This window comes from Candidatus Methanoliparum sp. LAM-1 (assembly GCF_020885915.1).
GTDB classification, from domain to species: Archaea; Halobacteriota; Methanoliparia; order Methanoliparales; family Methanoliparaceae; genus Methanoliparum; species Methanoliparum thermophilum.
On sequence record NZ_AP025251.1, the window covers coordinates 872877 to 897841 of the forward strand.

The window sequence follows — 24965 nt, forward strand, 5'->3', positions numbered from 1 at the left end:
ATCTTTCAATTTAGATACGATCTTAATCAGTATATGTTTTTCTATAATATAATACAAGTATATTTTATATATAAAATCTTCTTTCCATTTAATAAAGTTATAAGATATATTTTAAGAGGCGTAGTTTAATGGACTTTATCTTGATAGATCCTTATTCAGGTGCATCAGGCGACATGATTGTTTCTGCTTTGATAGACCTGGGTGCAGATAAAAATTACGTTGAAGAGAAGATGAGAGAGATAAGTGATAAGATTGGTAATGTAACGATCGTCATAAATAAAAAGAAAAAATATGGAATTTGTGGCACAAAGATGGATGTAACAAGCAAAGATGAGCGAAAGAAATATAGCGAAGTGGTGACCTTGGTTAAAGATTCTTCTCTTTCAATAGACGAAAAAAACGATATTTTATCTATAATGGATATACTGATTACCGCAGAATCCAAAGTTCATGCCATCAAAAAAGATGATATTTTTAATTACGATTTGAGAGTAGCAGATACAATCATAGACATCGTTGGATCGGTATCTGCCTATTATTCTTTAGAAATGAATAAAAAGAAAGTATTATCGTTGCCTCCTTCAGTGGGTGGTGGAATAGCAGATATAGGCCATGGAGTGATGAGCGTTCCTGCTCCAGCAACCCTTGAGATCATAAAAAGGTACAATATACCGATAAAATACGGTCCAGTCGATTCGGAATTGTTGACTCCAACAGGTGCTGCAATTCTTGCATATTTTGTAGACGAGTTCATAAACTATTATTCAAATTTAAGAATCACAGAGATCGGCTATGGTTTTGGATCGAAAGATCTGGATATTATAAATGTTTTAAAAGTATTCTCTGGAAGAGTAGATAATAATTATATAGAAGACGAGATATCTATCTTAGAAACAAATATCGATGATACAACGGGAGAAGTGATAAGTAACCTGGTAGATAATCTTATGAAAGAGGGTGCACTGGATGTATCTGTCATACCTACCATGATGAAAAAAGGGAGATTGGGAAGTTTAATACGTGTTATATGTAGAATGAAGGATGCTCAATACTTTATAGATAAGATAATACAGGAAACAGGAACGTTAGGCGTGAGATATCAACCTTATATTCATAGAAGCGCTGCTATTCGTAATAATTATATCTTTTCAGTCGATTTTTATGGAATAGAAAGAGAGATCTCTGTTAAAATTGCCAAAGATAGAGAAGGGAATATTATAAGAGTATCTGCAGAGTACGAAGATGCAAAAAAAATAGCTGAAGAATTGAATATACCTATTAGAGATGTGATACTCATCACGGAATACGAAGTTATTAAGAGATATAAAGATAAGAGGGAACGATGAAACATCCTACAGGATTCGGACGATTGGATGATATGATCGGTGGTGGATTAGAGGCTGGTGCCCTTACACAAATATTCGGAGAGGGAGGTAGCGGAAAATCTAATTTATGTATTCTTATCGCAATAAATACGGTCAAAATTGGAAAAAAAGTTATATTTGTAGATACAGAAGGGCTCTCTATAGATAGGTTTGAACAGATGGCTGGAACTAATGCGAAGGAGATTGCAAAAGAGATTATACTCTATGAACCCACTAGCTTTAAAGAGCAACATTCTGTTATAAAAGACCTTGGTAAGATAACCAATGATATAGGTGTGATTATAGTAGACTCGGCTACTTCACTATATAGAGTCTCTCCTAAGTCAGATATGATGGGGCTTATCAGAGAATTAGGTAATCAGATGACATACTTAGTCGGTATTGCACGTAAACAGAACATACCAGTAGTCATAACCAATCAGGTTTATACAGATATAAACAAAGGAATAGATATGCCGATTGGAGGAAATATTTTATGCCATTTGTCAAAAACTATAATAAAGCTTGAAAAAATAGATAAAGGATTAAGAAGGGCTACACTTTTGAAACATAGGTCTCTTCCAGAGGGTGCATCCATCGATTTTAAGATTAAAAATAATGGTATAGAATAAAATTTAATTAATCGTTGATTTTGATCTAAGTAAATGTTATCTGTTTTACAATATGTTTATTATATGGTTTATCATAATAGTAATAACATTAAGATGAAAAATTAAAAGGAGATTAAATGGCTGAGAATCAAAAGATTTTATTCATAGATGATCTACCAGGGGTAGGGCCTGCTACAGCAGAAAAACTAAGAGAGGCAGGATTCGACTCAATAGAAGAGATTGCTATCGCTTCACCAGCAGAGCTTGCAGCTGCTACAGAGATGGGTGAAAATACCGCATCAAAGATTATAAATGCAGCTCGAAAAGCGGCTGATATTGGTAATTTTGAGAGAGGAGAAACGTTACTCGAGAGAAGAAAGAGTATAGAGAAGATTACTACGGGATCTAAAGCATTAGATGAATTGATCGGTGGAGGTATAGAGACACAATCAATAACAGAGGTTTATGGAGAGTTTGGGTGTGGCAAAACGCAGCTTGTGCATCAGTTATGTGTAAATACCCAGTTACTTAAGGAAGAAGGAGGACTGAACGGCTCTGTAATCATGATAGATACCGAGAACACATTTCGACCAGAAAGGATTAGCCAGATGGCGACATCATTAAAACTTGATGCGAACGATGTGTTAAAAAATATATATGTAGCACGGGCATACAATTCTAATCATCAGATTCTATTGATGGATAAAGCTATAGATCTTGCAAAAGAGATAAAAGATACGGATAAACCTGCAAGATTGCTTATTGTCGATTCTTTGACGGCTCATTTTAGGTCAGAATATGTAGGACGGGGTACTCTTGCCGATAGACAGCAAAAGCTCAACAAGTATATGCATAACCTCTTACAATTTGGAAACCTTTATAATGCCGCAATACTCGTGACAAACCAGGTTATGTCGAAACCTGATACATTTTTCGGCGATCCTACCCGTCCAATAGGAGGGCATATCGTTGGCCATACTGCGACGTTCAGGATATATATACGCAAGTCAAAAGGAGATAAGCGTATTGCACGGTTGGTGGACTCACCCAGTCTGCCAGAGGGAGAGGTAGTATTTAGAATAACACCTGAAGGGATTACAGACGAATAATATCGATTGTATAGCAATAGATATAGATGGAACACTTACAAACAAAGATAGAATATTAAATCCAAATGCATTAGATAAAATACAACGTCTCTCGATCCCTGTAGTTTTAGTGAGTGGTAACGTTGCGTGTTTTGTATCTGCTATATCCAGGCTTATAGATGCATCCGAAGAGATTGTAGCAGAGAACGGTGGTGTGGTGAAATTAAGTTACGATGGCGAAGAGATCATACTTGGGGATAAAAATCTCTGTATTAAAGCATACAATCATCTTAAAAATTTTTTAGATGTAAAACTGATCGATATGCGGTATAGACTCTCGGAAGTTACTATCAAGTCTGGAATAGATATAAAAATGGCAAATGATATTTTAAAAGAGTTTGATGTTGAGATAGTCGATTCTGGTTTTGCCATTCATATCAAAAAGCGTGGTATTAACAAGATGACAGGATTATCCTACTTGGCAGGTAAAAAAGGATGGAATATCGACAGAATGGTAGCAATAGGAGATTCAGAAAATGATCTCGAGATGATTAAAGGGGTTGGATTTGGAATAGCGGTTGGTAATTCAGATGAGGATTTAAAAATGCATGCAGATTACGTGACAAAAGGAAGATACGGAGATGGAGTAGTCGAGGCGTTAACGTATTTAAACCTCGTTTGAGGCGATAAAACTTCAAAACTTAAATATAGATAAGTACGTACTCCCAAGCAGTAAGTTTAATATAATAATAGATGATGGTGTTTTATATATGGGCATATTTAAACGGGCAAGTACTATCATAAAGGCTAAGATAGATAAGATTATAAATAATTTTGAAGACCCCAGAGAGATGCTCGATTATTCTTATCGTAAGCAATTGGAACTTCTTCAGCAGATCAAACGGAATATTGCAAGCATTATTACGGCAAGAAAAAGGCTCGAATTACAGAAGAATAAGATAGAAGAAGAGATTAAAAAGCTGGATAGACAGGCAAAAGACTCTTTAAAAGCAGGTAGAGAGGATTTGGCACGTTTGGCAATAAAAAGAAAGAAAGAATATGAGATTAGATTGGATGATCTCTCTAAACAGATAGAGATCTCCAAAAAAGAGGGGGAAAAATTAGTAGAGAGTGAGAAAAAATTATCTGCCAAGATTGAGACGTTTAGATCGGAGAAAGAGATAATAAAAGCAAAATATTCATCTGCTGAAGCAGAGATTCGTGTGAAAGAGGCGATTGGTGGAATATCTGAAGAGATGGCAGATGTAGGTTTTGCTATGGAGAGAGCAAGAGAGAAGACCGAGGAGATGGTTGGAAGATCTGAAGCATTGGACGAGATGGAGGAGATAGGCGTTATAGATATGGGGGAGAATGATATCGAGAGAGAGCTGAGAGAGACAAAAATTAGTACGGAAGTAGAAGAAGAGATGGAAAGACTTAAGAAGGAGGTGGACGGCGATGATCGTTAGAATAATGACAGATCATCAATACGAGGTGGATGATTCTCTCTTAGAAGAATTGAATGAGATAGACAATAGGATCGTATCGTTGGTTGAAAAGGATGACGAATCCTTCATAGATGATTTGAAAAAGCTTATCAAGATTGTCAAGGAGAGAGGAAAGATTTTGGATGATTCTTTGCTTAAAAATTCTGAGATAATAATTCCGCCTGAAGATATAAGGTTAGATGAGGCAAAGAAGATATTCATGGGAGAGGGTATATTCCCAGATTAAAGAGGCATATTCTTGATAGGATACCATCTTGTTATATCTTCCTCGATAGGTATCTCTTCCTTTAGCATTGACTTTATTTTAAATTCTAATTTATTATCCCTCTCATTATTTAATGGTGCAAAAGGATAGAATTTTCCACTTTTGTAATTATATATCAGATAAAAGCGATTAAAAGCAAAAACAGAGGATAATAATCTTTCTTCGAAACCTTTATCTATTAAAACCTCGCTGATTATATGAATATTAACGATCAGATCCTCAAAATCATCGTTCTTTAGAACAAACCATTCGTATCCGTAATCATCTTTTATAATAGAGTATTTTAAATCAGAAGTAGATAGATCGAGCAGAGATAATATATCATTCTTCGCATCTACGAAGGTTTTAGACTCCATAGGTTTAAAACAGATTCCTGCTATGCCCTTTGGATCGAAGCTATTATCTTTAAGCGTTAAATAAGCGGTGGATAAGGAGAAGAGACCATCGATATTCGGTTTTTTGATACGTGTTCGTCCTAACAAAATATCAAAAAATTTCATAACCTCTGCTCAATCTTTTCTAAAGCCTCTATTCTCTTCTCAATGGGTGGATGTGTGGAGAGTAATCCTAATATAGACTCACCAGAGAGCGCAGGGATGATATAAAAAGCGTTCATTCCTTCCGCTTTTCTAAGATCGTCTTTCGGAACCTGTTCCATCCTGCCGCTTATCTTGAGCAATGCCAAGATCAGATTTGATGGTTGTCCTGTAAGTATGGCAGATCCTCTATCTGCAGCAAATTCTCTGTATCTGGATAATGCTCTTATCAACAGAAAACTCAGTAACCAGACAATAACCGAAACGATCCATGCTATCATAATACCACCAGAATTTCGGTCTCTTCCTCCAAAGAATATTAAATATCTAACTAGGAAGAAGGCTATTGTAGAGAAAAAACCCGCTATAGTCAATACCAAGACATCCTTATTCTTGATATGGGACAACTCATGTGCTAATACTGCCTCCAGCTCACCTTTATTCAACTGTTTCATGAGTGCTGCCGTTACGGCAACCACTGCCCTTTTACTGTTTCTTCCAGTGGCAAAAGCGTTTGGAATAGATGATTGGACGATCGCTATCTTTGGTTTTGGTATATCTGCATTGATACATAATCTAGATACAATCTCATGCAACTCTGGCGCCTCTTCCTCGCTCACGATTTGGGCACCAGTACTCATCAAAACCAGCCTATCTGAAAAATAGTATTGGGCAAATAACATGACACCTGCCATAAAGACGAGCGGTATTATAGATACACCCAAAACGGACAAAACTGCTATGAATGCCAGATAAAGAGCTGCTAAAAAGAACATAGTTAAAAACATTCGTATAAACAGCCCTCTATCTTTTTCCCACTCTTTTTTCATTTGATTTTACACCTTTATATAAAAAGAAAGTTCTTGATATATAAAAGTTACTAAAAATATAAATAAAAATTATTCATTTAGATTTAGATAATTAAAAACTATCTATTAAAATATAAAAGAATTCCACCGATTACGCCCGGTATACCGATCAAACTAAAAGATGGAAGTATCGAAAAAATTATAACTAATATACCGCCTATCTTATTTCTATCCTTATAACCTAAGAATGCTCCAATCAGTATAAGGATACTCATAACTATGAAGGTAATACCTAGGGTAGGATAGCTTGCCACGATAAGATCTAATTCTTCTGCAATCATCTTGGGATACTGCTCTTGCAACGTTTGTAAATAAACCTCGGTCGGTGTGGTATACATAGATATTCCAAAGAACAGGATAATGATGCCTGCAATAATAGACAGTATAACTCCAATTTTGAAAGGCTTATTTTTTCTCTCCATTTTTATCCTCCTTTTATACGTATATAAAATGTGCTTCTATATATAAAGCCATCTTACTTATATTATATAAATTATGCTTTTTAAAATTATGCTTTTTAAATATAATAGAATAATATCTGACATACTCCCACCGCTAAAGCATGTTGGTTCTCAAACAGAGCTTCTTTAGGGGTATCAGTGCTTGTTGGTGCTCCACAATTCCTACAGTGGAACAGGTTTCCGTGACCACACTTGTTACATCTTTGGCTTGTGTATTGTGGTTCGAACTTTTTGGATTGTTGATAATATCATATAAATAAACTACTACTTAGAATAAATTTGTCTGAAACGCATAGAAGAAAAACAAATAAATACTGGAATAATGTATAGATAAAAAAAAGAAAATGTTCAAAAATAGAGACATCATATCTATGGCAGATTTTTCACGAGAAGAGATAGATCACATCTTAGATGTTGCAGAGATGGTAGAAAAAAATCCGACAGATTATAATAATCTCTTAAATAATAAGATAATGGCTCTACTCTTTTTTGAACCGAGTACAAGAACTCGGATGTCATTCGAATCTGCCATGTATAGATTCGGCGGTAAATGTATCGATCTGGGACCGATAGATGCCTCTTCTTTAAAAAAAGGCGAATCTTTTACAGATACTATTAAAGTAGTCTCAAGATATGCTGATTTAATGGTAATCAGGCATCCTGCAGATGGTGTTGCCAGATACGTGTCCGAGATTGTCGATATACCCATAATAAACGGAGGAGATGGAACAGGACAGCATCCTACTCAGACTCTACTTGACCTATTCACGTTAAAGAAAGAGAATAAATTAGAAAGAGTCAATATAGGTATTGTTGGAGATTTAAAATATAGTCGAACTGTTCATTCTCTGGTATACGCACTTACTTTGTATGATGTAGAGATGACTTTCATATATCCCCCTTCGTTGAGATTACCGGATGGGATTATAGAATACCTAGTAAAAAATAAGATCAAATATAAAGAATGTAACGATATAGAGGAAGTAATAGAGGATATAGATGTTCTTTATGTAACGAGGATTCAACAAGAGAGGTTTCCGGATGTTAGCGAGTATTATGCAGTATCGGATAGTTATAAGATAACCAAAAACCTATTAGAGAGCAAAGCAAAGGATGATCTAATATTGTTACACCCTTTACCAAAAAAGAATGAGATTGAGAAAGAGTTGGACGAGACACATTATGCAAAATATTTTTTACAGGTAGAATATGGGATTTATGTAAGGATGGCACTCCTTGGACTTATCATGGGTGCATTTGAGTGATTGAGATACTATGTTGAGAATAGAATCTATAAAAGATGGAACCGTAATAGACCATATTACTGCAGGACAGGCATTAAACGTTCTGAAAATTCTACATATAACTCCATATTCGAAAGAGACGGTAAGCATGGTGATGAATGTTTCAAGCAAGAAGATAAAGAGGAAAGATATCGTAAAGATCGAAAACAGAATGCTTAAAAAAGAGGAACTCAATAAGATCGCGCTGATAGCAACGAATGCCACGATAAACATTGTTAAAGATAATAAGATTGTAGAAAAGTATAAGGTAAAAATTCCTGATGTAGTGAGAGGAATCATTAAATGTAAGAATAGAAACTGCATCACCAATCTTGAAGAGATAGAGACAAAGTTCAAACTAGAGTCCAAAGATCCATTGATCCTTAAATGTGCCTATTGTGAGATGAGGTTAGATACTATAGAATTTTTGTAGAAGATTGTTAGTAAGTAATATCAATAATTAATATACCGCCTTCGATGAATCTTCCTCAAAACATGGACTTATAAACTTAACGATATTTTTAAAATTATGATAGAAAAGATTAGAATGAAAAATTATATAAACAAATAAATTATACTTTGTACGTTTTAATTGCTGATAAAACGATAAAAAGGAGATGTTCTGTTGAGTAATGGTTGTAAAATAGAAAAAGTATATCCAAATCTTTTTAAAATTAAAATACCGTTTGAAAGCAATCCATTGGGGCATATAAACACTTATTTTATAAACGATGGTAAAAAAAGCTCCTAATAGATACAGGATTCAATCTAAGCGGATCTTTAGACGGAATAAAAGATTCGTTAAGTAGGATAGATGTTGGTATCTCTGAGATAACCGATATTTTGCTGACACATCACCATATAGATCATGTTGGGCTGCTCTATAATATAAAAAAGAATGTTGACTGCAGTTTTAGTAAAAGTTATAGATTATTGACCAGGCCAGATATAATCTTGACCGATGGGGATAAAATTTCAACAGAAAATTATTCTTTCAAGATTATTCTTACACCAGGGCATTCTCCTGGTCACATCTGTTTGTATGAGACAAATTTTAAATTTTTGATAGCAGGAGACCATATTCTTCCAAAAATTACACCAAATATCATACCCTATAAAGAAGATAGTAATCCATTGTACGATTATTTTTAAAGTCTCGATAAGATAGATAATTACGATGTAAAAAAAGTGCTTCCAGGTCATCAAAATGTTTTCACAGGGTGTCATAGAAGGATTCAAGAATTGAGAGATCATCATTTGGACCGATGCAACGAGATATTACAAATTATATGGGAAGAAGAATTAAATGCGTATCAGATAGCCTCTCTACTTCATTGGAACGTCGATTGTACTTCATGGAATCAATTTGATCCGTTTCAAAAATGGATGGCAATAGGAGAGAAGATATCACATTTAAAATTTTTAGAGAGTGAAAGGTTTATAGATAGAGTTGAAAAAGACGAAAAGATATTTTATCTGGCAAAATTGCGAAATATTCCTTCTTTAAGAATCAACCGTTAACGATCATAACCAGAGTAATATCTTCGTTAGATATTAAATCTAAAGAAGAACCGCCACCGTTATCTTATCATTGATGAATAATAGTTTTATCTCGATCCCGTCCTCTGTAACATACTCCTCTTTAACCTGATAATAGCTATCATCGATCTCTATTTTTTGATCATCTACCTCTATGGCAACTTTGTTACCTTTTTCTAGCCTTCCTAACTCTTTTTCTTTTTTAATTAACTCTACAACACTTTTGGATCTCCCTTTAAACGTTTGTCCAATCTTCTTCATGTTTGGTATGACATCAACCACTTTTAAGCCAAAATTTGGTTTTTCTCGATATAATTTTATCTCCTTACAATTTACAGTCTTTTCTATATCATAGAGATCTTCATCTTTTAACAATCCTTCCTCGTCATATATCTTTAAGCTGGATATCTCTCTGTTTAATGGGATACCCGAATCTGATTTGTATCGCCTTACTTCTTTTATAACATCTTTTATTGCAGATCCTCTTTTATATGCATCTTTATCATAAAGAACCTCGTAAGGATGGGGATAGGGTTGTATATGGACACTCTCGCTTGATATATTAGAATAAATCTCTTCAGAAATAAAAGGGGCAAAAGGTGCTAATAATCTCGATACGATCTTTAATGTTGTTCTTATGGTATCTACTGCAGATTTATCGTTCTTATAGTATAGCCTGTGTTTAACCATCTCTATATAGTTATCCGCAAAAACACCCCATACAAACGATCTTATCTCTTTTACCACCTCATCAAATCTATACTTCTTCATATCTTCTTCTATATCTACTACTACTTCATGCAACTCGCTTAAAAGCCATAGATCTACCACGTTTTTACTCGCTATCTTTGTATCTTCCACAGAACAATTTTTTAAATGAGGTATACAGAATCTGAAGACGTTCCATAACTTTCTCAAAAATCTGGACGCTGCCTTTACATCGTCCCACCTAAATAGTATATCCGAACCGGGTCTCCCTGCAGATGCTGCCCATAATCTAAAAGTATCTGCTCCATAGTTTCCTATTATTTCTTCGGGAGATATTACGTTTCCACGGCTTTTACTCATTTTATACCCGTCTTCTCCTAAAACCATTCCGTTAATGAATATACTATTCCATGGTTTTTTTCCGGTCAATTCCATTGTTCTTAGAATAGTATAAAACGCCCACGTCCGTATTATATCATGCCCTTGCGGTCTTAATTCTAACGGTTTTAATCTATCTTCGTTGTATCCATCCCATCCAGCTACATTTACCGCAGATAATGAGCTATCCATCCATGTATCCAAGACATCCTCCTCACCGATAAACTCTGTCGATCCACATCTGGAACAAGGAGTCTTAGGCTTGCTGTTGGTCGGATCTAAGGGCAACCAGTCTAACTCACTAACTTTAATCTCACCACAATTTTTGCAGTACCATACAGGTAAAGGAGTCGCAAAGACTCTCTGTCTTGAGATACACCAATCCCATTCCATAGATTCTGCCCAGTTTTTAAGCCTGTATAACATGTATTCTGGTATCCACTCGATAGATTCTGCCATCTTCGATACTTTTTCACTCTCTACCTGCATAAACCATTGAACCTCTGAAAATATCTCTATGGGAGTATTACATCTCCAACAACAACCAATGCTTTGTTCAATCTTTCTCTCATCGACTAATAATCCTTCCTTCTTCAAATCGTTTATTATTGCCTTTCTACAATCTTCGATTGTCAATCCCTCATATTTTCCAGCAATCGCTGTCATTCTTCCATTTAAGTCTATTGCCCGCCTCAAATCCAAAGAGTGCTTTTTCCACCATCTCACATCATTTTTATCTCCAAAAGTACAGATCATAACTATCCCTGTCCCAAATTCTGGATCTACATCGTTATCGCCTATTACTTCTACCTTATGGCCAAACAAAGGAACTTTAACCTTTTTTCCAATCAAGTAATTATTTTTGTCATCGCTTGGATTTACAGCAACCGCAACACATGCCGATAAAAGTTCTGGTCTGGTAGTAGCGATTAATATATAGACGAGATCTTCTTTCTCGTCATCGATATCAAATTTTATAAAATTTAGTTTTGATTCTTGTGAGGTATATTCTACTTCTGCGAAAGCTATTGCAGTTCCACATCTAGGGCAATAATTGACAGGGTGTTCTTCTCTGTAGATTAGACCTTTATTGTACATCTTGACGAAAGATATCTGCGTTTTTTTGTAATACTTGGGAAACATTGTTATATACTCTTTACTCCAATCGATGGAATACCCCAATCTTATCATTGTTTTCTTCATTTGAGATATGTTCTTTAACGTAAGGTCTTCACATAATTGTCTGAACTTATCTCTTCCAACGTTTTTTTTTGTTATATTATACGTCTCTTCTACTTTAACTTCTGTTGGAAGACCATGACAATCCCAACCTTGAGGAAACATCACATTGAATCCGTTCATTCGTTTATATCTTGCAATAAAATCTATATAAGACCAATTTAAACCATTACCAATATGGAAATCTCCTGTTGGATACGGCGGTGGAGTATCTATTATAAAATTATCTTTCTTAGACGATTCATCAAAAAAGTACATCTTTTTATCCCAAGTATTCAGCCATTTCTCCTCTATCTCGTTGAATCTGTAATCTTTTGTGATATTTTGTCTCGCACTCATCTTTATTTCTCTTTTATGATATATTGCTTAAAAACAAATCTATTAAAAAGCTTTTTGTTTTAATACTGTGTCGAATATACAGTAAGTTTTAAAAGCCATCGTATTATATCAGGAAGAGATGCAATCCTACAAAAACAAAAAATAAATAATCACCATGGAATCATAATATTTTTTTACAGTATCTTCTGGGGATCTTCAATGTTATCTCAGAGGTATAAGGAATGGTTATAGGAGAAATTTAGATACTGATAAATAAACTTAAAAATTATTTTGTCAATATAGCAAAATTACTACAAGGTTTATATATAAGTTAGTTAATTACACATCTTGTTTAATCTTAATCCTATAAAAGCATTTTACAACCTATTTTTAAGCAAGTAGAAATTATCAGGAATCTAAAGATTAAAACTTTTACTAAGGATGATTTATAAATGTATGCAATATCTACTAAAGATTTGACAAAGAAATTTAAAAATACGTTAGCAGTGGACCATATTAATTTAGATGTTGAAGAAGGTGATATATTCGGATTTGTAGGTCTTAACGGTGCTGGAAAGACGACATTCATCCTTATGTTATCCACTTTATTAAACCCGACATCGGGTACTGCAAAAGTATGTGGGTATGATATTATAAAGAATAAAAAAGATGTTAGATCTTCTATAGGTCTTGTATTTGAAGAACAGGCGGTAGATATTTACTTGACAGGGAGACAAAATTTGGATTTTACTGCCAGAATGTATAATCTGCCAAAAAAAGAACGGATTGAGCGAATATCCCGTGTTTTAGAGTCAGTAGGGCTATCTGATCGGGCAGATGATAAAGTAAAAGATTATTCAGGTGGGATGTTACGCCGATTGGAGATAGCAAGAGGTATGTTAATTTATCCAAGAGTATTATTGTTGGACGAACCGACGATCGGGGTTGATGTACAGACGAGAAGATATCTATGGGATTATCTAAAAAAGGTCAATAAGGAGTACTGTATGACCATATTTTTAACAACTTCTTATATGGATGAGGCAGATTATCTATGTGATAAGGTTGCAATCATACATAAAGGTAGAATATTATCTATGGGTACACCTGAAAAGTTAAAATATGAATTAGGAGAAAATCTAATCTTTTTAAAAGTATCTAACAGTTTTGATGAATTTTCAGGGATTCTCTTTAAAGAGCCGTGGGTGGATAGAGTCGATATATTCGAGGATGAGGAAGGGGATAATTGGATAAGACTAAGTGTTAAAGGAGCCAATGTTAGAATACCAGATATTGTAAAGTTTGCAAAAGAAAAAGGATTCTCTATATTGTCTATCAAGATGCAAAAACCAAGTCTTAACGATGTTGTTCTACATCATATCGATAAAATAGGATAAACAAATAAGGAGAAGTAAGATGGAAGATGTCATAGTAGTCGAAGGATTAACTAAAAGGTTTGGTAATTTTGTTGCCGTAAATAATATCGATTTTACCGTAAAAGAAAGAGAAATTTTTGGCTTTTTAGGTCCAAACGGAGCAGGAAAAAGTACCACGATAAAGATACTGATCACTCTTTTACATCCAACATCGGGATCGGCAAAAATTTGTGGATACGATGTGGTCAAAGAGCCGTACAACGTTAGAAAGAAAATAGGTGTTGTTTTTCAGGATAGATCGAGCGATAGGGTATTAACCGGACGACAGAATCTTGATCTTCACGGCAGAATGTACACTATGAGTAAAGAAGAGAGAGAAAAAAAGATTAAAGAAGTTCTAAGATTGCTTGAACTTGAAGGAGTGGAAAACATCAGATTAAACTCTCTTCCAGAAGGAGTCAGGCGTAGGTTTGAGGTTGCCCGGGGGTTTATGACAAATCCGAAGGTTGTATTTCTGGATGAACCAACGATAGGATTTGATATAAAGGCTAGAAGAGATTTATGGAGCCAGATAAAAGATGCAAAAGAGAAAGAGGGTTCTGCTGTCTTATTAACTACCCATTATATCGAGGAGGCGGATTATTTATGTGATAGAGTTGCGATAATAGATCATGCTAAGATTGTAGCAATAGATACACCCGAAAATTTAAAAAAATCTGTAGGTACAATGCTTATATCCTTCCAGATAGGAGATAAGAATGGAAACAGTCTTTCTTATTTTATTAATAGAGTTAAAAGATTAGACTGGGTAATTGGTGTCTTAAAAGATAATAATCCTATTATTTTAAAGATAGAAAAAGGAGAAGGAAGAGTTCTAGACCTGATCGAGTTTGCTGACAAGATTGGATTTGAAATTATCTCTATAGACGAACGAGAGCCAAATCTGGAGGATGCGTTCCTGTATTATACTGGTAGGACTATAAGAGAAGCAGAGGGGGGATAAGAAAATGAATGAAAAGATAGAGTCTAAAAGAAAATTTACAGAGATTCAGCCTATATATAGTATGTGGTTGAGAGAGGTTATACGTTTTTTTAACATGAAACCCAGAGTTATAAGTACGATAGTGCAACCCGTCTTATTTCTGGCGTTGTTAGCATTACCTATGAGCAAGTTGTTTCATGGAACCCCTCCAGAGATGGAACAGACGATGTTTGGCGGATTAAACTTTTTTAGTTTCCTTGTACCGGGTATCGTTGGTATAGGACTACTTTTTGGTGGTACTATGTCAGGAGTTACGGTATTATGGGATAAAGATTTTGGGTTTTTGAAAGAGGTTATGGTCGCTCCTGTCCGACGCACCTCTCTCATGTTAGGACGTACCTTTGGAGGGTTGACGGTTGGCATGTTGCAAGCATTGATAACGATCGGAGTAGCCTCGGTCTTCGGTATATGGTATGGATTCAAAATTAGCAGCCTGAGCGGTTTTTTGTTGGCAATAGTATTCTGTGTGCTTACCTTCTTTATATTTTCATGCTTTGGTATAATCTTAGGCGGATTATTTGAAGGGACGGAAGGATTCATGGCATTCGTAAATCTTATACAGATGCCATTATTCTTCTTATCTGGTGCTATGATTCCTATAAGCCAACTAAAAGGAGTACCAGTATTATACCAAATACAGTTTATTAATCCACTGACGTATGGTGTGGATGGTTTGAGATCGGCACTTACAGGAAGTACGCCATTCTTCCCAATATGGATCGATATCATTGTCTTGATCGCTGTGGCAGTAGTATTTTTGTTGCTAGGCGCATATACCTTCTCTAAGATGGAGGTGGACTAATCTTTTTAATAATTTTTAAAAATTTCCATATTATATTAAGAGATATCTTGAAAAGCTCGGATAAATAATAAAAAAGACTTAAATATTAAATAAAAACATATTTATTTCCAAGTATTACGTATTACGCTTTGTTATAGCCCTCCTATAAACATCGTCTGTATTCCAGGAATATAATCAAAAAGTTGGGAAAATAATAACAACGGTTGTTCCAGATAAGGGGATGGATCTCCAAACTCCAAGCCAAGTTCCCCTATCGTCTCTTTTCTTGATTCGATCACCTCAGGACTGCCATTCATAATATACGAGAGATCGTACATTGGATCCAACTGGATGTAAGTCCCACTTATATCGTTACCGAGATAATCTTCCTCTAGTTGCATCGTTCCTATGCCCCATCCTTCATCTTTTAATAATACTACTGCATGGTATCCTCCGATTGGGTATGGTGGTAAAGGCGATGCCGGCATGAGGTAAAGTGCTACATCGTATCCCATCATCTTGTAAAGCGTTGCCAAAGCTATTCCTTGATTCCAACAGATCCCTTTCTGCATCGATATCGTCTCGCATGGAGACGCTAAGACGTGTGGTAATGCCATGGCGGCCATCTGATCTTCCGGGTTTTCTCCTGGGTTTGGAAAATAGATATAGTCTCTACAATAGTAGTATAACATCTCTGCGGTTACTAACCGGTCTAACGATTCTTTATCAAGATTTTTGTCCTTATGTTTATCTATAATATCTTCATAAGTTAAGATACTACCATCCTCTAATTTAAGAGCTTTATACTTTAAGATCGGATCTATCACATTATGCATTAAATATTGCTGAGCCATCTTTGATGTTTCTGTATTATAACTCCCTGAATCATGATATATTGCAAACTTGAGCCATTCAAACTCTTTATATGGGGAAAATATCGCAAAGTTTTTTATAACATATCCTAAATTATCAATCGGCGGACATCCACAATAAACTGAACTAATCCAACTATTGTTCTCTTCCCTTAAATCCCAATAATAATCGTTTAGTTCTTTAGGTAAAGGATTCGGTGGAGGAACAACTGTTATCCCCTGAACAGGCACTGTTGACAAAATAAAAACCAATATCACAAATATTGAAATTAGCGATCTATATTTTTTCATATTTGATCTATCATCTCAACTTATTTAAATTCTTTTTTATTAATGAATCGAATACAATATTTACCTCATCATCACTCATATCCTGTTTGAGATCTATGAACATCACTTTAAACGATCTTTCGATACCATTTTCACCTAATAATTTAAATAAATCTTCTACATCATCCCGTTTTAACAATATAGAACAAAACTTGTCCCAAAGAACGAAAACATCTCTCAAAAGTCTTGTATAATAGTTATCATCCAATTTATACGTCAAATTAATTCCTTCATCGGTCATAATTTTTATGCTGTCTTTTATATCGGCCAAGACACCAAACTCTCTGAGATCGTCCCAAATAGCCTCTTCATCTACACTCCCTTTCTTCTCCTTTAATAAAATAACAGGTAACGAAGTCTTGCCCTCTCTAATATCGTCTTCTAGATCGAGAAGATCGTCCAGTACCTGAGATAACACACCAACAAGCTCACTGCATGCGGTTACAGTATATCGCTCTTCTTCGGTTGCGTTGGTAAAGTTCGATGCGATGGACATAAACATTTTGGTGATCTCTCCGGCTTTCTCACTGCATAGCTTCCAATACTCGTCCTTAGTGAGTACATCTCTTCTATTCCTCTTTATATCTCTATACTCTCCTACCAACAAAGCATCTAAACTCTTTAAAGCGGAATACATTACGTTTTTATCCCCGCCTATTCGAATCAGTTCTTCTAATGATAGGTTAAGCAGGGAATGAATGGCAATTAACGTGCTGTTTATTCCATACTTTGCCCATGCTGCCGTTCTCCCCTCCCGCCTATCTGTTTTATCAATGACATCGTCCAAAACAAAAATTGCTTGCGTTATCAATCCTGTTACTACTGCAACACCCTCTGCAACATCTTTGGATCCTTTCAATGCTCGAACACCACAAATTTCCAGTGCAGCATCCCATCTTTTATCGAATATATGTAGTGTATCTGTTAGTATCTCTTGATACGGATATCCGCTCTTTGATATTACTTCTTTGATCTTTAAATTTATATTATCTGTTGCATCATTTACAAACCGTTCTATGTCCATCTTATACATCCTCCTTTTTATCTTTCTTTTGAGGAATATTAAGAGGTATAATTATAACTTGGACAAGATCCCCCTCTTTTACTCCAAGTGCTTCAACTTCCGCATCTGGTATAGTTATTCTATTCTGTTTACCAATTCTAACCTTGAACACCGAGTTTCTTCTGACGATGTCTGTAACTGTCTCCCATAACTCATTCCTGGCATCTCGTATAAATTGTGATATGCTTTGATTCAATAAACTTTTCTCCATAAACTCACCCAACATTAATATTAAATTCATCAATATATCATATTAATCTTGCTATTATGACAATAAATGACATCTATAGATATTTATAAACATTGTTTTCCTATAAAAGCCATTTAATGACAATAAGATCATTAATGGTAGAAGATGAAATTTATATACTGTAAAAACAAAAAATCTTGTAAATGATCTTTATAATAGATAATTATGGCCAATACTGTTATTTAATCCACCGATGTTTAGAGGATTTAAATATCGAGAATAAGATAATAAATAACAAAAGTAATCTTGAATATATTATAGATGAGTCTCCTATCGGGATTATATTAAGTGGAGGTCCCTCTCTCGATAGAATTGGAAATTGTCAAGTTTATCTGGAGAAGATAGATATACCATTTTTAGGGATATGTTTAGGGCATCAACTGATTGCAAAAAGTTTTGGAGGGAAGATAAAAGAAGGAATAGAAGAATATGCTATAACAGAGATAGAGATTAATGACGTTGATGATATCTTAATGGGTTTACCAAAAAAAATCAAAGTATGGTCATCGCACAAAGATGAGGTGTATGAAATCTCTTCAAATTTAAAAAGCCTGGCAAGATCTGATTACTGTAAATATGAGGCAATAAGACATATCAAAAGACCTATTTATGGTGTTCAATGGCATCCTGAAGTTTATCAAACAGAGGGGGGAATAACGATATTTAAAAATTTTGTCGAGATATGTAGAAGATTGAATCGTTAATATTAGATTTTTATAAACGGATGTGTTATTATTGGATGTACTATATAGGGAATTAGTAGATACATTTGAAAAAATAGAAAAAACAAGCAAACGGCTTGAGATTACCGATTATCTATCAAATCTTTTTAAAAAGATACCTTCTGATATTATTGATAAAGTAGTTTATCTGATAAAAGGAGGGCTTCATCCGGATTATTTGGGAATAGAGCTTGGTATTGCAGAAAAATTAACTATAAAATCGATCTCTGCTGCTACTTCTATTCCAGAAGAAGATATATTAAAAAAATGGCAAGAGATAGGAGATTTAGGAACTGTTACCGAGATTTTGATATCAAATCAGACAAAAGAGGAAGAGAGCAAAAAAAATTCTTATTCTATAAAAAAACCATTGACCATCGAGGCAGTATACATGGTTTTGGGTCATATTGCCAAATTAAGCGGTACGGGCTCTCAAAAAGCAAAAATACAGATTTTATCATATCTATTACAATATGCAGAGCCAGTAGAAGCAAAATATATAATAAAAACAGTTACTGGGAAACTAAGGCTTGGAGTAGGAGATATGTTAATAATAGATGCATTATCGATCGCATTTGCAAAAAAAACGGATAGAAACGTGATAGAAAGAGCATACAACATATATCCAGATCTTGGCATGATTGCAAAAGTACTTGCTAAGGAAGGATTGGATGGTGTCTTATCCATAAAAATAACACCAGGAATACCTATCAGACCTATGCTTGCAGAGCGTCTTTACAATATAAAAGAGATATTGGAAAAAATTCCGCTATCTGCCGTTGAAAACAAATATGATGGGATAAGAATGCAGTGCCATATTAAAGATGATATTATAAAATTATTCTCACGACGATTGGAAGATATAACCGATCAGTTTCCAGATATAAGAATGGATTTAAAAGAATCAAAGATTCGTGATGCCATTTTTGAGGGAGAATGTGTCGCTTTCAATCAAAATACCGGAGAAATTCTTCCTTTCCAAGAAATATCTCATCGAAGAGGGAGAAAACAAGGAATTATCCAAGCAATTGAGGACTATCCGGTATGTCTCTTTTTATTTGATTGTTTATATAAAGATGGTGAAGATTTAACGGTAAAGAGCTATCTTGAACGGAGAAAAATACTTGAATCAGTTATAAAACCGTTTGATAAGATCGATATATCTAACTATGAGATAATTGATAATATAAAAGATTTTGAAAAATTTTTTGATAGAGCTCTAGAGATTGGATGTGAAGGTATCATTGCAAAATCTCCCGATTCCAAATACATGGCGGGAGCAAGAGGATGGAACTGGATAAAGTATAAAAGGGAGTATAAATCAGAGCTAGTAGATACTGTTGACTTAGTGGCGGTCGGCGCCTTTAGTGGGAGAGGGCGGCGGGCGGGAACGTATGGTGCGTTGCTAATGGCAGCGTATAATCCGGATAAAGACTGTTTCGAGACGGTATGCAAGCTTGGTACAGGATTCGATGATGATACATTAATGAGATTACCCGCCAAATTTGAAGAATATAGACTCAAGGAAATAGATAAAAGCGTTGAATCAAGGATAGATGCAGATTACTGGTTTGTTCCTTCTGTTGTGATGGAGATTCTTGGTGCAGAGATAACTTTAAGTCCTATACATACGTGCGGGCTTGGATCTATAAAAGATGATTTTGGCCTTGCGATAAGGTTTCCGAGGTTTACCGGACGATGGAGAGATGATAAAAATCCTTTCGATGCAACGACTACGCCTGAGATAATAGAGATGTACAAATTACAATTAAAAAGATTTAAATAAGAATATTCAATGCTAGTCTCAATTTAAGCAACAAAATCAGCTAAATATATAACCAATTTAAATATGTAATAGATAAAGAAGAACTTATTAAAAATAAGTTTCTTATATAGAGATTATGGAGTATGTTAAAGAATGATGATTAAATCTTGTAAAAAGAGATATAAAAAAGATACTCATCGAGTGATATCACCCGAAGAAACTTTAAAGATGGTAGAACCCCTGGTTAACATAGCAGGTATAAAAAAAGTGATAGATATAACAAACATAGATCGTGTAGGAATACCTGTATTCTCAAGCATACGGTCGAAGGTAAAGTCTGGGACAATATCCGCATATAGCGGGAAAGGTATCTCACCGACCGAGGCAAAAGTCTCTGCCATAATGGAAGGATTTGAGAGGTACTCTGCAGAGGTTTGCGATAAACCGGACATATTAACAAGTTTTTCAAAATTATCCGATAAAGAGGTCGCATTAGATCCAAGAGATCTTATCCTACCTCAACAAATATCTAAATTGGATATAGATAACATGAATATACCTTGGATGAAAGGATACGATCTAATAAACGAGGAAAGTATATTTGTTCCGATGAATGCGGTAGTACATCCTTTAGATTTGCAATACAGATCTTTATTTCGTACTAATACCAATGGATTGGCATCAGGTAACGAATTAGAAGAAGCAATATTTCATGGATTAGCAGAGGTAGTAGAACGAGATGCTTGGTCTCTTGTGGAAGTAACAAACGATACTGGTGATGATATATTAATAGATAAAGAAATTTTAGAGCCTTTACTACCAAATAGCGCTATTTCAAGCATTTTAGATCTTATTGATAAATTTAATAGAGCGGGAATAGAGATCAAGATAAAAGATATAACCAGTGATGTAAATATTCCTACGTTTGCAGCGGCATCGGATGACACTATCCTAAAAGATCCTGCACTTCTTATGATAGGAGTGGGAACTCATACAAACGCAGAAGTAGCAATAATAAGAGCTTTAACAGAGACCGCACAAAGTAGAGCTACGCAGATTTATGGTGCAAGAGAAGATACGACGATAAACAGAGAGATAAGAGAAAAGATCGGATATGAGAGGATGAAGAAAATGAATAGCCATTGGTTCAAGCCCGCTTCAACAAAAAAAACCCTTAATGAAGTAACATCGCTCAATCATGATGATTTTTTAGACGATATAAACTATATAATAGGAAATTTAAAAAAAGTAGGTATAGAAAGAGTGATATTTGTAGATTTGACAAGAAAAGAGCTTAATATTCCAGTTGTAAGAGTAATAGTTCCGGGATTAGAAGAGTATGCAGTAGATTCGGAACGAATGGGAGATCGTTGTAAAAATGCAATAAATAATCATCTTATTAAGGATAAAATTAGGAGCTGAGACAGCAAAAAATTTTGTAAAATATCTTGATAGATATTCGGCAGATTACTGGAATTTAAGATTGGATCAAAGAGTACGGATATAAATAACACGGAGAATGTAATAAAGTGGTATTAAAGCGGTTTTAAAGAGAGAATTAATTGGATGAATTTATAGCGATCTCAAAAATACTCTTATGATGAGATCACAATTATGCTCCTGTGGGTTTGAGAACAGACGTTACAAAATGCAATAATAAAAAAACTGTCCAGCATAACGCTGGTAGGAGTGAGGTCTCAAATCAAAGATTCGAAAAGAGCCGAGGTTTTTCAATCTGTGAGTTTTTAATTACATGAAAAGATCCAAAGAAAGATTTTTTCCTTTATTTATATCTTCTCTCACATCTTCAAAACCAAACGCACCTTTTATATAATTTTTAACCATCTTTCTATACCAATCTATATCGATATCATTGTAATCAGATAGATAATCCACGGGATACATATATTGGATCGGTTTGATACTACTCTTAATAGGATTATCGATTCCAGGAAGAGGCGATCTTGTAACTACAAATCTGTATTTTGTAGATGTATTAATCCTCCCTACAATCTTCTCCAAAGCGGCAGATCTTTGACCAAAAATGTTCATAGAGCCATCTTTGTTTCTTGCATAACTATTAGGTGGAGAGACCGTCTGAGTCATTATTAAATCAGATATATCTACCTCATCCAAGTTTAAACTAGACACTATATCCTTTGTTATATCACGTATCGATCTTTTGACCCGTTCTTGCTCTTCGTTCTCATCATTCCAGGATAGATGATTCTTTAATACGTTATACATTATCTTTTCCAATATTTTAACTGCTAACTCTGCTTTATCGCTTGCTTTAAAGTTATTCCCTTTCGTCTTCATTACCAGGTTGCCATCTTCTATATCCCATACAAGATAATTTTTATGTTTGAGGAAAAACATCGCTGTATGACGTTCTGGCTCTAATTCAAAGTCAGGATAGTTTAATCGTTCTCTCCATACTTTGTTGCACTCTTCTATGACGTCAAAGATTTTTTCGGGAGGAGTGATAAACTCATAATCCGATAGATCCAAACCATCTTTTTTAATTCCTAAGATCTCATATACATCTCGTGGGGCTCTCTTTGAACAGGCTACATAGATACCATCTGTGTCACCATAAACAACCCGGATATCGTTATTTTTGAGCCTTTTTAAGACATCATCCAATATCTCCTGCCCTTTAGTAGTTATCGCAGCACCCGCCCAAAGGTTGAACTGCCTGCACGAGACGTTCGGTGCTGTCATTATACCATGTGTGCCTGCGTTCCTTATACCTTTTAATGAGTTATAAATCATCTGCATTCTTTTAATCTGTTCTTTATCTGTATTTTCAGTTTTTAAAATAGCAAGCTCTCTTTTTATATTGGATATCATCTTTAAGATACCCTTCATTGCCAGGTTGACCACTCCTTCATCCTTAGATTTTTTGATACCTATCAGATATCCGTTTGTCTCTTTCTCGATGTAAGCGATATCTTCTTCATCTAAAAACCTTTCAGGTATCTTTTTAATCCATACATAATCGTCAGGTGTATCCTCCCGTCTAGCCAATCTAATGGTATCTGCACCTATGTTATCGGCTCTCAGTATCGTTGGATACATAGCACCGACATCTGCCACAATCACGTCCCACCAAATCAAAAAATCAGATTTAACCTCGCTTGGTTTGATAGTTTTACCACCAGGAAAATGGTAATCCAAGTTTACATAAGGATACTCAACCCAATCTGGCATCTCTTCCCCGTATTTAATAACACGTAAGGATTCTTTCAGATCATCTTTATTTTTTTTGTCTCTCGCCTCTTTGAATATCTCTTCCTTACTCTTTCTTACCTTATTCAATCCAAAATCGTTTAAAAGTTGTCGAGAAACTGTTGATACTCTACATGTGGCAGGAAATATTTTTTTATATTTTGCCGCTCTTATCATTGCCATATGATCCCATATCTTGGTAGTACCGGCAGGAAGCAAAATTTCGAAGGGTAATCCTGTTAAAAAGGCTAAAGGAAGCGCCTGTTGTAATAACAGGAGAGTTATACCATTCTGTTCGGCGATATCATCTCTATTATACTTGAACGTTATCTCATTTAGCGCTATCTCATTGTGGTTTAAGTATGTTCTATCTTCGATCTTTATACCGAAAAACGGCGCTAGATATTTTAGACCATAAGAGTCAAGATTAGGAAAGAATTTTCTAACCGCGTAGTATGTATCGAAGGATGTCGGATATAGATTGACAGATCCTTGTATTGAGCCAAAATTAAATATTCGCTCTTTTCTCGCGTATTTTGTTAAAAAATCTATAAATAACTTTTTTTCGTCAGAGGATAAACCATCTTTGTTCTTATTATTAAGATATTCTGCCCTATTATAGATATTTATATTATCAAAATTTAGGATGTTATGACCGGCAATAATATCATGACTCATTATCTCTTTTAGAAAAATAACAAAATTTTCAAGTTCTTCGTCTTCGTTATTAGATATAAGCTGTTTTATCTCTAAACCTTCCCAATTATCTGGCATATCTGTTATATTAAAAAAGAAATCTTCATTTTCTAAATCTTTATCGGACTTAAAAGATATACCAAACTCAGAGTAGCCTATTATATCGATAGGTTGCATACCGGCTTGATCTTTACCATAGTTGCTTATCTCGATATCATAAACCAGAATATTCAATCTTTCTTCATGCCCTTTTGTATCAAACAACCAAAGGTTATCTACAGCAAAATCAACTAAAGCACGATTTACATAAGGAATATCATGCTCTGCGGTAGGAATTCCAAATTCTGAGAATATATAATTGCTAACCTCGGGTACCAGATAAGACTCGTAGGTCTCTACTTTAAATACGTTTTGCACTTTGGATGGATTCCAAAAACTTTTGTATTCTTCTAAATCTTTTATATCTTTTATGTTAGATAAGATATTCTCTTTGTTAGTTTTGTATCTATTCCAAAGATCCAAAATTTGCTTTCTCTCTTTTTCTCCGCCTAATACTAATAAGAAGGGAGAATGTAGCTTTGAAATATCTACAGGACCTGCTCTTAAAAAATAAGCAAAATCATGCGATACGCCGAGTAATACATCGTTCTTTAAATATTCATAAATCATA

The 24965-nt window shown here is 34.8% G+C and carries 24 protein-coding genes and 1 pseudogene; 16 read left to right on the forward strand and 9 right to left on the reverse strand.

Going from position 1 to position 24965, the window contains the following annotated elements:
• The first annotated feature begins 128 nt into the window (after nt 1-128).
• The 6 genes from larC to pspAA all read left to right on the forward strand — a co-directional run bounded on the left by larC (nt 129) and on the right by pspAA (nt 4797).
• Nucleotides 129-1346, forward strand: a complete 1218-nt coding sequence (larC, locus tag LPC15_RS04770; protein WP_229234236.1) for a nickel pincer cofactor biosynthesis protein LarC — start codon at nt 129-131, stop codon at nt 1344-1346.
• The gene (gene radB, locus LPC15_RS04775; RefSeq protein ID WP_229234237.1) at nt 1343-1996 is read left to right on the forward strand and encodes a DNA repair and recombination protein RadB; all 654 of its coding nucleotides are present in this window, start codon (nt 1343-1345) and stop codon (nt 1994-1996) included. Before larC ends, radB begins: the two co-directional genes overlap by 4 nt.
• 116 nt (nt 1997-2112) lie before the next feature.
• Nucleotides 2113-3084, forward strand: coding sequence for a DNA repair and recombination protein RadA (gene radA, locus LPC15_RS04780; protein WP_229234238.1), 972 nt, complete (start codon nt 2113-2115; stop codon nt 3082-3084).
• 10 nt (nt 3085-3094) lie between these two features.
• The gene (locus tag LPC15_RS04785) at nt 3095-3745 is read left to right on the forward strand and encodes a phosphoglycolate phosphatase (RefSeq protein WP_267496976.1); all 651 of its coding nucleotides are present in this window, start codon (nt 3095-3097) and stop codon (nt 3743-3745) included.
• 88 nt (nt 3746-3833) lie between these two features.
• On the forward strand, nt 3834-4532 hold the full coding sequence (locus LPC15_RS04790; RefSeq protein WP_229234239.1) for a PspA/IM30 family protein: 699 nt from the start codon (nt 3834-3836) through the stop codon (nt 4530-4532).
• A complete protein-coding gene (pspAA, locus tag LPC15_RS04795) occupies nt 4522-4797 on the forward strand; it encodes a PspA-associated protein PspAA (protein ID WP_229234240.1) in 276 nt (91 codons plus the stop codon). Before LPC15_RS04790 ends, pspAA begins: the two co-directional genes overlap by 11 nt.
• On the opposite strand, the gene pspAB is transcribed toward pspAA, so the two are convergent.
• From pspAB to LPC15_RS07055, 4 genes and pseudogenes are all read right to left on the reverse strand, one after another.
• Entirely contained in the window at nt 4794-5336 is a 543-nt protein-coding gene (gene pspAB, locus LPC15_RS04800; protein ID WP_229234241.1) for a PspA-associated protein PspAB, read from the reverse strand. The two genes, pspAA and pspAB, sit on opposite strands and share 4 nt — an antisense overlap.
• A complete protein-coding gene (htpX, locus tag LPC15_RS04805; RefSeq protein WP_229234242.1) occupies nt 5333-6202 on the reverse strand; it encodes a zinc metalloprotease HtpX in 870 nt (289 codons plus the stop codon). Before htpX ends, pspAB begins: the two co-directional genes overlap by 4 nt.
• Nucleotides 6203-6300: 98 nt before the next feature.
• Complete coding sequence (locus LPC15_RS04810) at nt 6301-6663, reverse strand: DUF4064 domain-containing protein (protein ID WP_229234243.1); 363 nt, start codon at nt 6661-6663, stop codon at nt 6301-6303.
• Between the two features lie 95 nt (nt 6664-6758).
• A pseudogene (locus LPC15_RS07055) lies at nt 6759-6923 on the reverse strand (hypothetical protein); the annotation flags it as partial.
• A gap of 123 nt (nt 6924-7046) precedes the next feature.
• Between LPC15_RS07055 and pyrB the strand changes: the two are divergent.
• The 4 genes from pyrB to LPC15_RS04830 all read left to right on the forward strand — a co-directional run bounded on the left by pyrB (nt 7047) and on the right by LPC15_RS04830 (nt 9506).
• Nucleotides 7047-7967: an aspartate carbamoyltransferase gene (pyrB, locus tag LPC15_RS04815; protein WP_229234244.1), complete on the forward strand. Its 921-nt coding sequence runs from the start codon at nt 7047-7049 to the stop codon at nt 7965-7967.
• Nucleotides 7968-7977: 10 nt separating this feature from the next.
• Nucleotides 7978-8418, forward strand: a complete 441-nt coding sequence (gene pyrI / locus LPC15_RS04820) for an aspartate carbamoyltransferase regulatory subunit (RefSeq protein ID WP_229234245.1) — start codon at nt 7978-7980, stop codon at nt 8416-8418.
• Nucleotides 8419-8735: 317 nt separating this feature from the next.
• Nucleotides 8736-9137, forward strand: a complete 402-nt coding sequence (locus LPC15_RS04825) for an MBL fold metallo-hydrolase (RefSeq protein ID WP_267496977.1) — start codon at nt 8736-8738, stop codon at nt 9135-9137.
• Between the two features lie 90 nt (nt 9138-9227).
• Nucleotides 9228-9506 carry a hypothetical protein gene (locus tag LPC15_RS04830; RefSeq protein WP_229234247.1) on the forward strand — a complete coding sequence of 93 codons (279 nt, stop codon included), beginning with the start codon at nt 9228-9230 and terminating at the stop codon, nt 9504-9506.
• 39 nt (nt 9507-9545) lie between these two features.
• Here the strand turns inward: LPC15_RS04830 and LPC15_RS04835 are convergent, their stop codons facing one another.
• Complete coding sequence (locus LPC15_RS04835) at nt 9546-12188, reverse strand: valine--tRNA ligase (RefSeq protein WP_229234248.1); 2643 nt, start codon at nt 12186-12188, stop codon at nt 9546-9548.
• Nucleotides 12189-12643: 455 nt separating this feature from the next.
• On the opposite strand from LPC15_RS04835, the gene LPC15_RS04840 reads away from it, so the two are divergent.
• Genes LPC15_RS04840 through LPC15_RS04850 form a run of 3 tightly spaced genes read left to right on the forward strand, consistent with a single transcriptional unit; the run spans nt 12644 to nt 15387 of the window.
• On the forward strand, nt 12644-13564 hold the full coding sequence (locus LPC15_RS04840) for an ATP-binding cassette domain-containing protein (RefSeq protein WP_229234249.1): 921 nt from the start codon (nt 12644-12646) through the stop codon (nt 13562-13564).
• 19 nt (nt 13565-13583) lie between these two features.
• Nucleotides 13584-14546: an ATP-binding cassette domain-containing protein gene (locus LPC15_RS04845; protein WP_229234250.1), complete on the forward strand. Its 963-nt coding sequence runs from the start codon at nt 13584-13586 to the stop codon at nt 14544-14546.
• A 4-nt stretch (nt 14547-14550) separates the two neighbouring features.
• Nucleotides 14551-15387 carry an ABC transporter permease gene (locus tag LPC15_RS04850; protein WP_229234251.1) on the forward strand — a complete coding sequence of 279 codons (837 nt, stop codon included), beginning with the start codon at nt 14551-14553 and terminating at the stop codon, nt 15385-15387.
• Between the two features lie 131 nt (nt 15388-15518).
• Here the strand turns inward: LPC15_RS04850 and LPC15_RS04855 are convergent, their stop codons facing one another.
• The 3 genes from LPC15_RS04855 to LPC15_RS04865 are packed head-to-tail and all read right to left on the reverse strand — an operon-like array spanning nt 15519 to nt 17842.
• Nucleotides 15519-16529, reverse strand: coding sequence for a hypothetical protein (locus tag LPC15_RS04855; protein WP_229234252.1), 1011 nt, complete (start codon nt 16527-16529; stop codon nt 15519-15521).
• 10 nt (nt 16530-16539) lie between these two features.
• Nucleotides 16540-17592, reverse strand: a complete 1053-nt coding sequence (locus LPC15_RS04860) for a polyprenyl synthetase family protein (protein ID WP_229234253.1) — start codon at nt 17590-17592, stop codon at nt 16540-16542.
• 1 nt (nt 17593) lies between these two features.
• Nucleotides 17594-17842: a hypothetical protein gene (locus LPC15_RS04865; RefSeq protein ID WP_229234254.1), complete on the reverse strand. Its 249-nt coding sequence runs from the start codon at nt 17840-17842 to the stop codon at nt 17594-17596.
• 182 nt (nt 17843-18024) lie between these two features.
• Here LPC15_RS04865 and LPC15_RS04870 point away from each other — a divergent pair, with 182 nt between their 5' ends.
• The 3 genes from LPC15_RS04870 (at nt 18025) to LPC15_RS04880 (ending at nt 21790) form a co-directional block, all read left to right on the forward strand.
• Nucleotides 18025-18585: a GMP synthase subunit A gene (locus LPC15_RS04870; protein WP_229234255.1), complete on the forward strand. Its 561-nt coding sequence runs from the start codon at nt 18025-18027 to the stop codon at nt 18583-18585.
• Between the two features lie 22 nt (nt 18586-18607).
• Nucleotides 18608-20389 (forward strand): ATP-dependent DNA ligase, encoded by a 1782-nt coding sequence (locus tag LPC15_RS04875; protein ID WP_420709468.1) that lies wholly within the window; start codon nt 18608-18610, stop codon nt 20387-20389.
• 132 nt (nt 20390-20521) lie between these two features.
• Entirely contained in the window at nt 20522-21790 is a 1269-nt protein-coding gene (locus LPC15_RS04880) for a YcaO-related McrA-glycine thioamidation protein (RefSeq protein WP_229234257.1), read from the forward strand.
• A gap of 327 nt (nt 21791-22117) precedes the next feature.
• Here the strand turns inward: LPC15_RS04880 and LPC15_RS04885 are convergent, their stop codons facing one another.
• Nucleotides 22118-24964 carry a DNA polymerase domain-containing protein gene (locus tag LPC15_RS04885; protein WP_229234258.1) on the reverse strand — a complete coding sequence of 949 codons (2847 nt, stop codon included), beginning with the start codon at nt 24962-24964 and terminating at the stop codon, nt 22118-22120.
• Nucleotide 24965: the final 1 nt, after the last annotated feature.

Excerpts from the sequence above, each read along its gene's own strand:
- radB (WP_229234237.1), top strand. The coding sequence starts at position 1,343 with ATGAAACATCCTACAGGATTCGGACGATTGGATGATATGATCGGTGGT.
- LPC15_RS04860 (WP_229234253.1), bottom strand. The coding sequence starts at position 17,592 with ATGGACATAGAACGGTTTGTAAATGATGCAACAGATAATATAAATTTA.
- LPC15_RS04885 (WP_229234258.1), bottom strand. The coding sequence starts at position 24,964 with ATGATTTATGAATATTTAAAGAACGATGTATTACTCGGCGTATCGCAT.
- larC (WP_229234236.1), top strand. The coding sequence starts at position 129 with ATGGACTTTATCTTGATAGATCCTTATTCAGGTGCATCAGGCGACATG.
- LPC15_RS04835 (WP_229234248.1), bottom strand. The coding sequence starts at position 12,188 with ATGAGTGCGAGACAAAATATCACAAAAGATTACAGATTCAACGAGATA.
- LPC15_RS04845 (WP_229234250.1), top strand. The coding sequence starts at position 13,584 with ATGGAAGATGTCATAGTAGTCGAAGGATTAACTAAAAGGTTTGGTAAT.
- pyrB (WP_229234244.1), top strand. The coding sequence starts at position 7,047 with ATGTTCAAAAATAGAGACATCATATCTATGGCAGATTTTTCACGAGAA.
- LPC15_RS04880 (WP_229234257.1), top strand. The coding sequence starts at position 20,522 with ATGATGATTAAATCTTGTAAAAAGAGATATAAAAAAGATACTCATCGA.
- LPC15_RS04790 (WP_229234239.1), top strand. The coding sequence starts at position 3,834 with ATGGGCATATTTAAACGGGCAAGTACTATCATAAAGGCTAAGATAGAT.
- radA (WP_229234238.1), top strand. The coding sequence starts at position 2,113 with ATGGCTGAGAATCAAAAGATTTTATTCATAGATGATCTACCAGGGGTA.
- LPC15_RS04850 (WP_229234251.1), top strand. The coding sequence starts at position 14,551 with ATGAATGAAAAGATAGAGTCTAAAAGAAAATTTACAGAGATTCAGCCT.
- pspAB (WP_229234241.1), bottom strand. The coding sequence starts at position 5,336 with ATGAAATTTTTTGATATTTTGTTAGGACGAACACGTATCAAAAAACCG.
- pspAA (WP_229234240.1), top strand. The coding sequence starts at position 4,522 with ATGATCGTTAGAATAATGACAGATCATCAATACGAGGTGGATGATTCT.
- LPC15_RS04810 (WP_229234243.1), bottom strand. The coding sequence starts at position 6,663 with ATGGAGAGAAAAAATAAGCCTTTCAAAATTGGAGTTATACTGTCTATT.
- LPC15_RS04870 (WP_229234255.1), top strand. The coding sequence starts at position 18,025 with ATGATCTTTATAATAGATAATTATGGCCAATACTGTTATTTAATCCAC.
- LPC15_RS04865 (WP_229234254.1), bottom strand. The coding sequence starts at position 17,842 with ATGGAGAAAAGTTTATTGAATCAAAGCATATCACAATTTATACGAGAT.
- LPC15_RS04855 (WP_229234252.1), bottom strand. The coding sequence starts at position 16,529 with ATGAAAAAATATAGATCGCTAATTTCAATATTTGTGATATTGGTTTTT.
- pyrI (WP_229234245.1), top strand. The coding sequence starts at position 7,978 with ATGTTGAGAATAGAATCTATAAAAGATGGAACCGTAATAGACCATATT.
- htpX (WP_229234242.1), bottom strand. The coding sequence starts at position 6,202 with ATGAAAAAAGAGTGGGAAAAAGATAGAGGGCTGTTTATACGAATGTTT.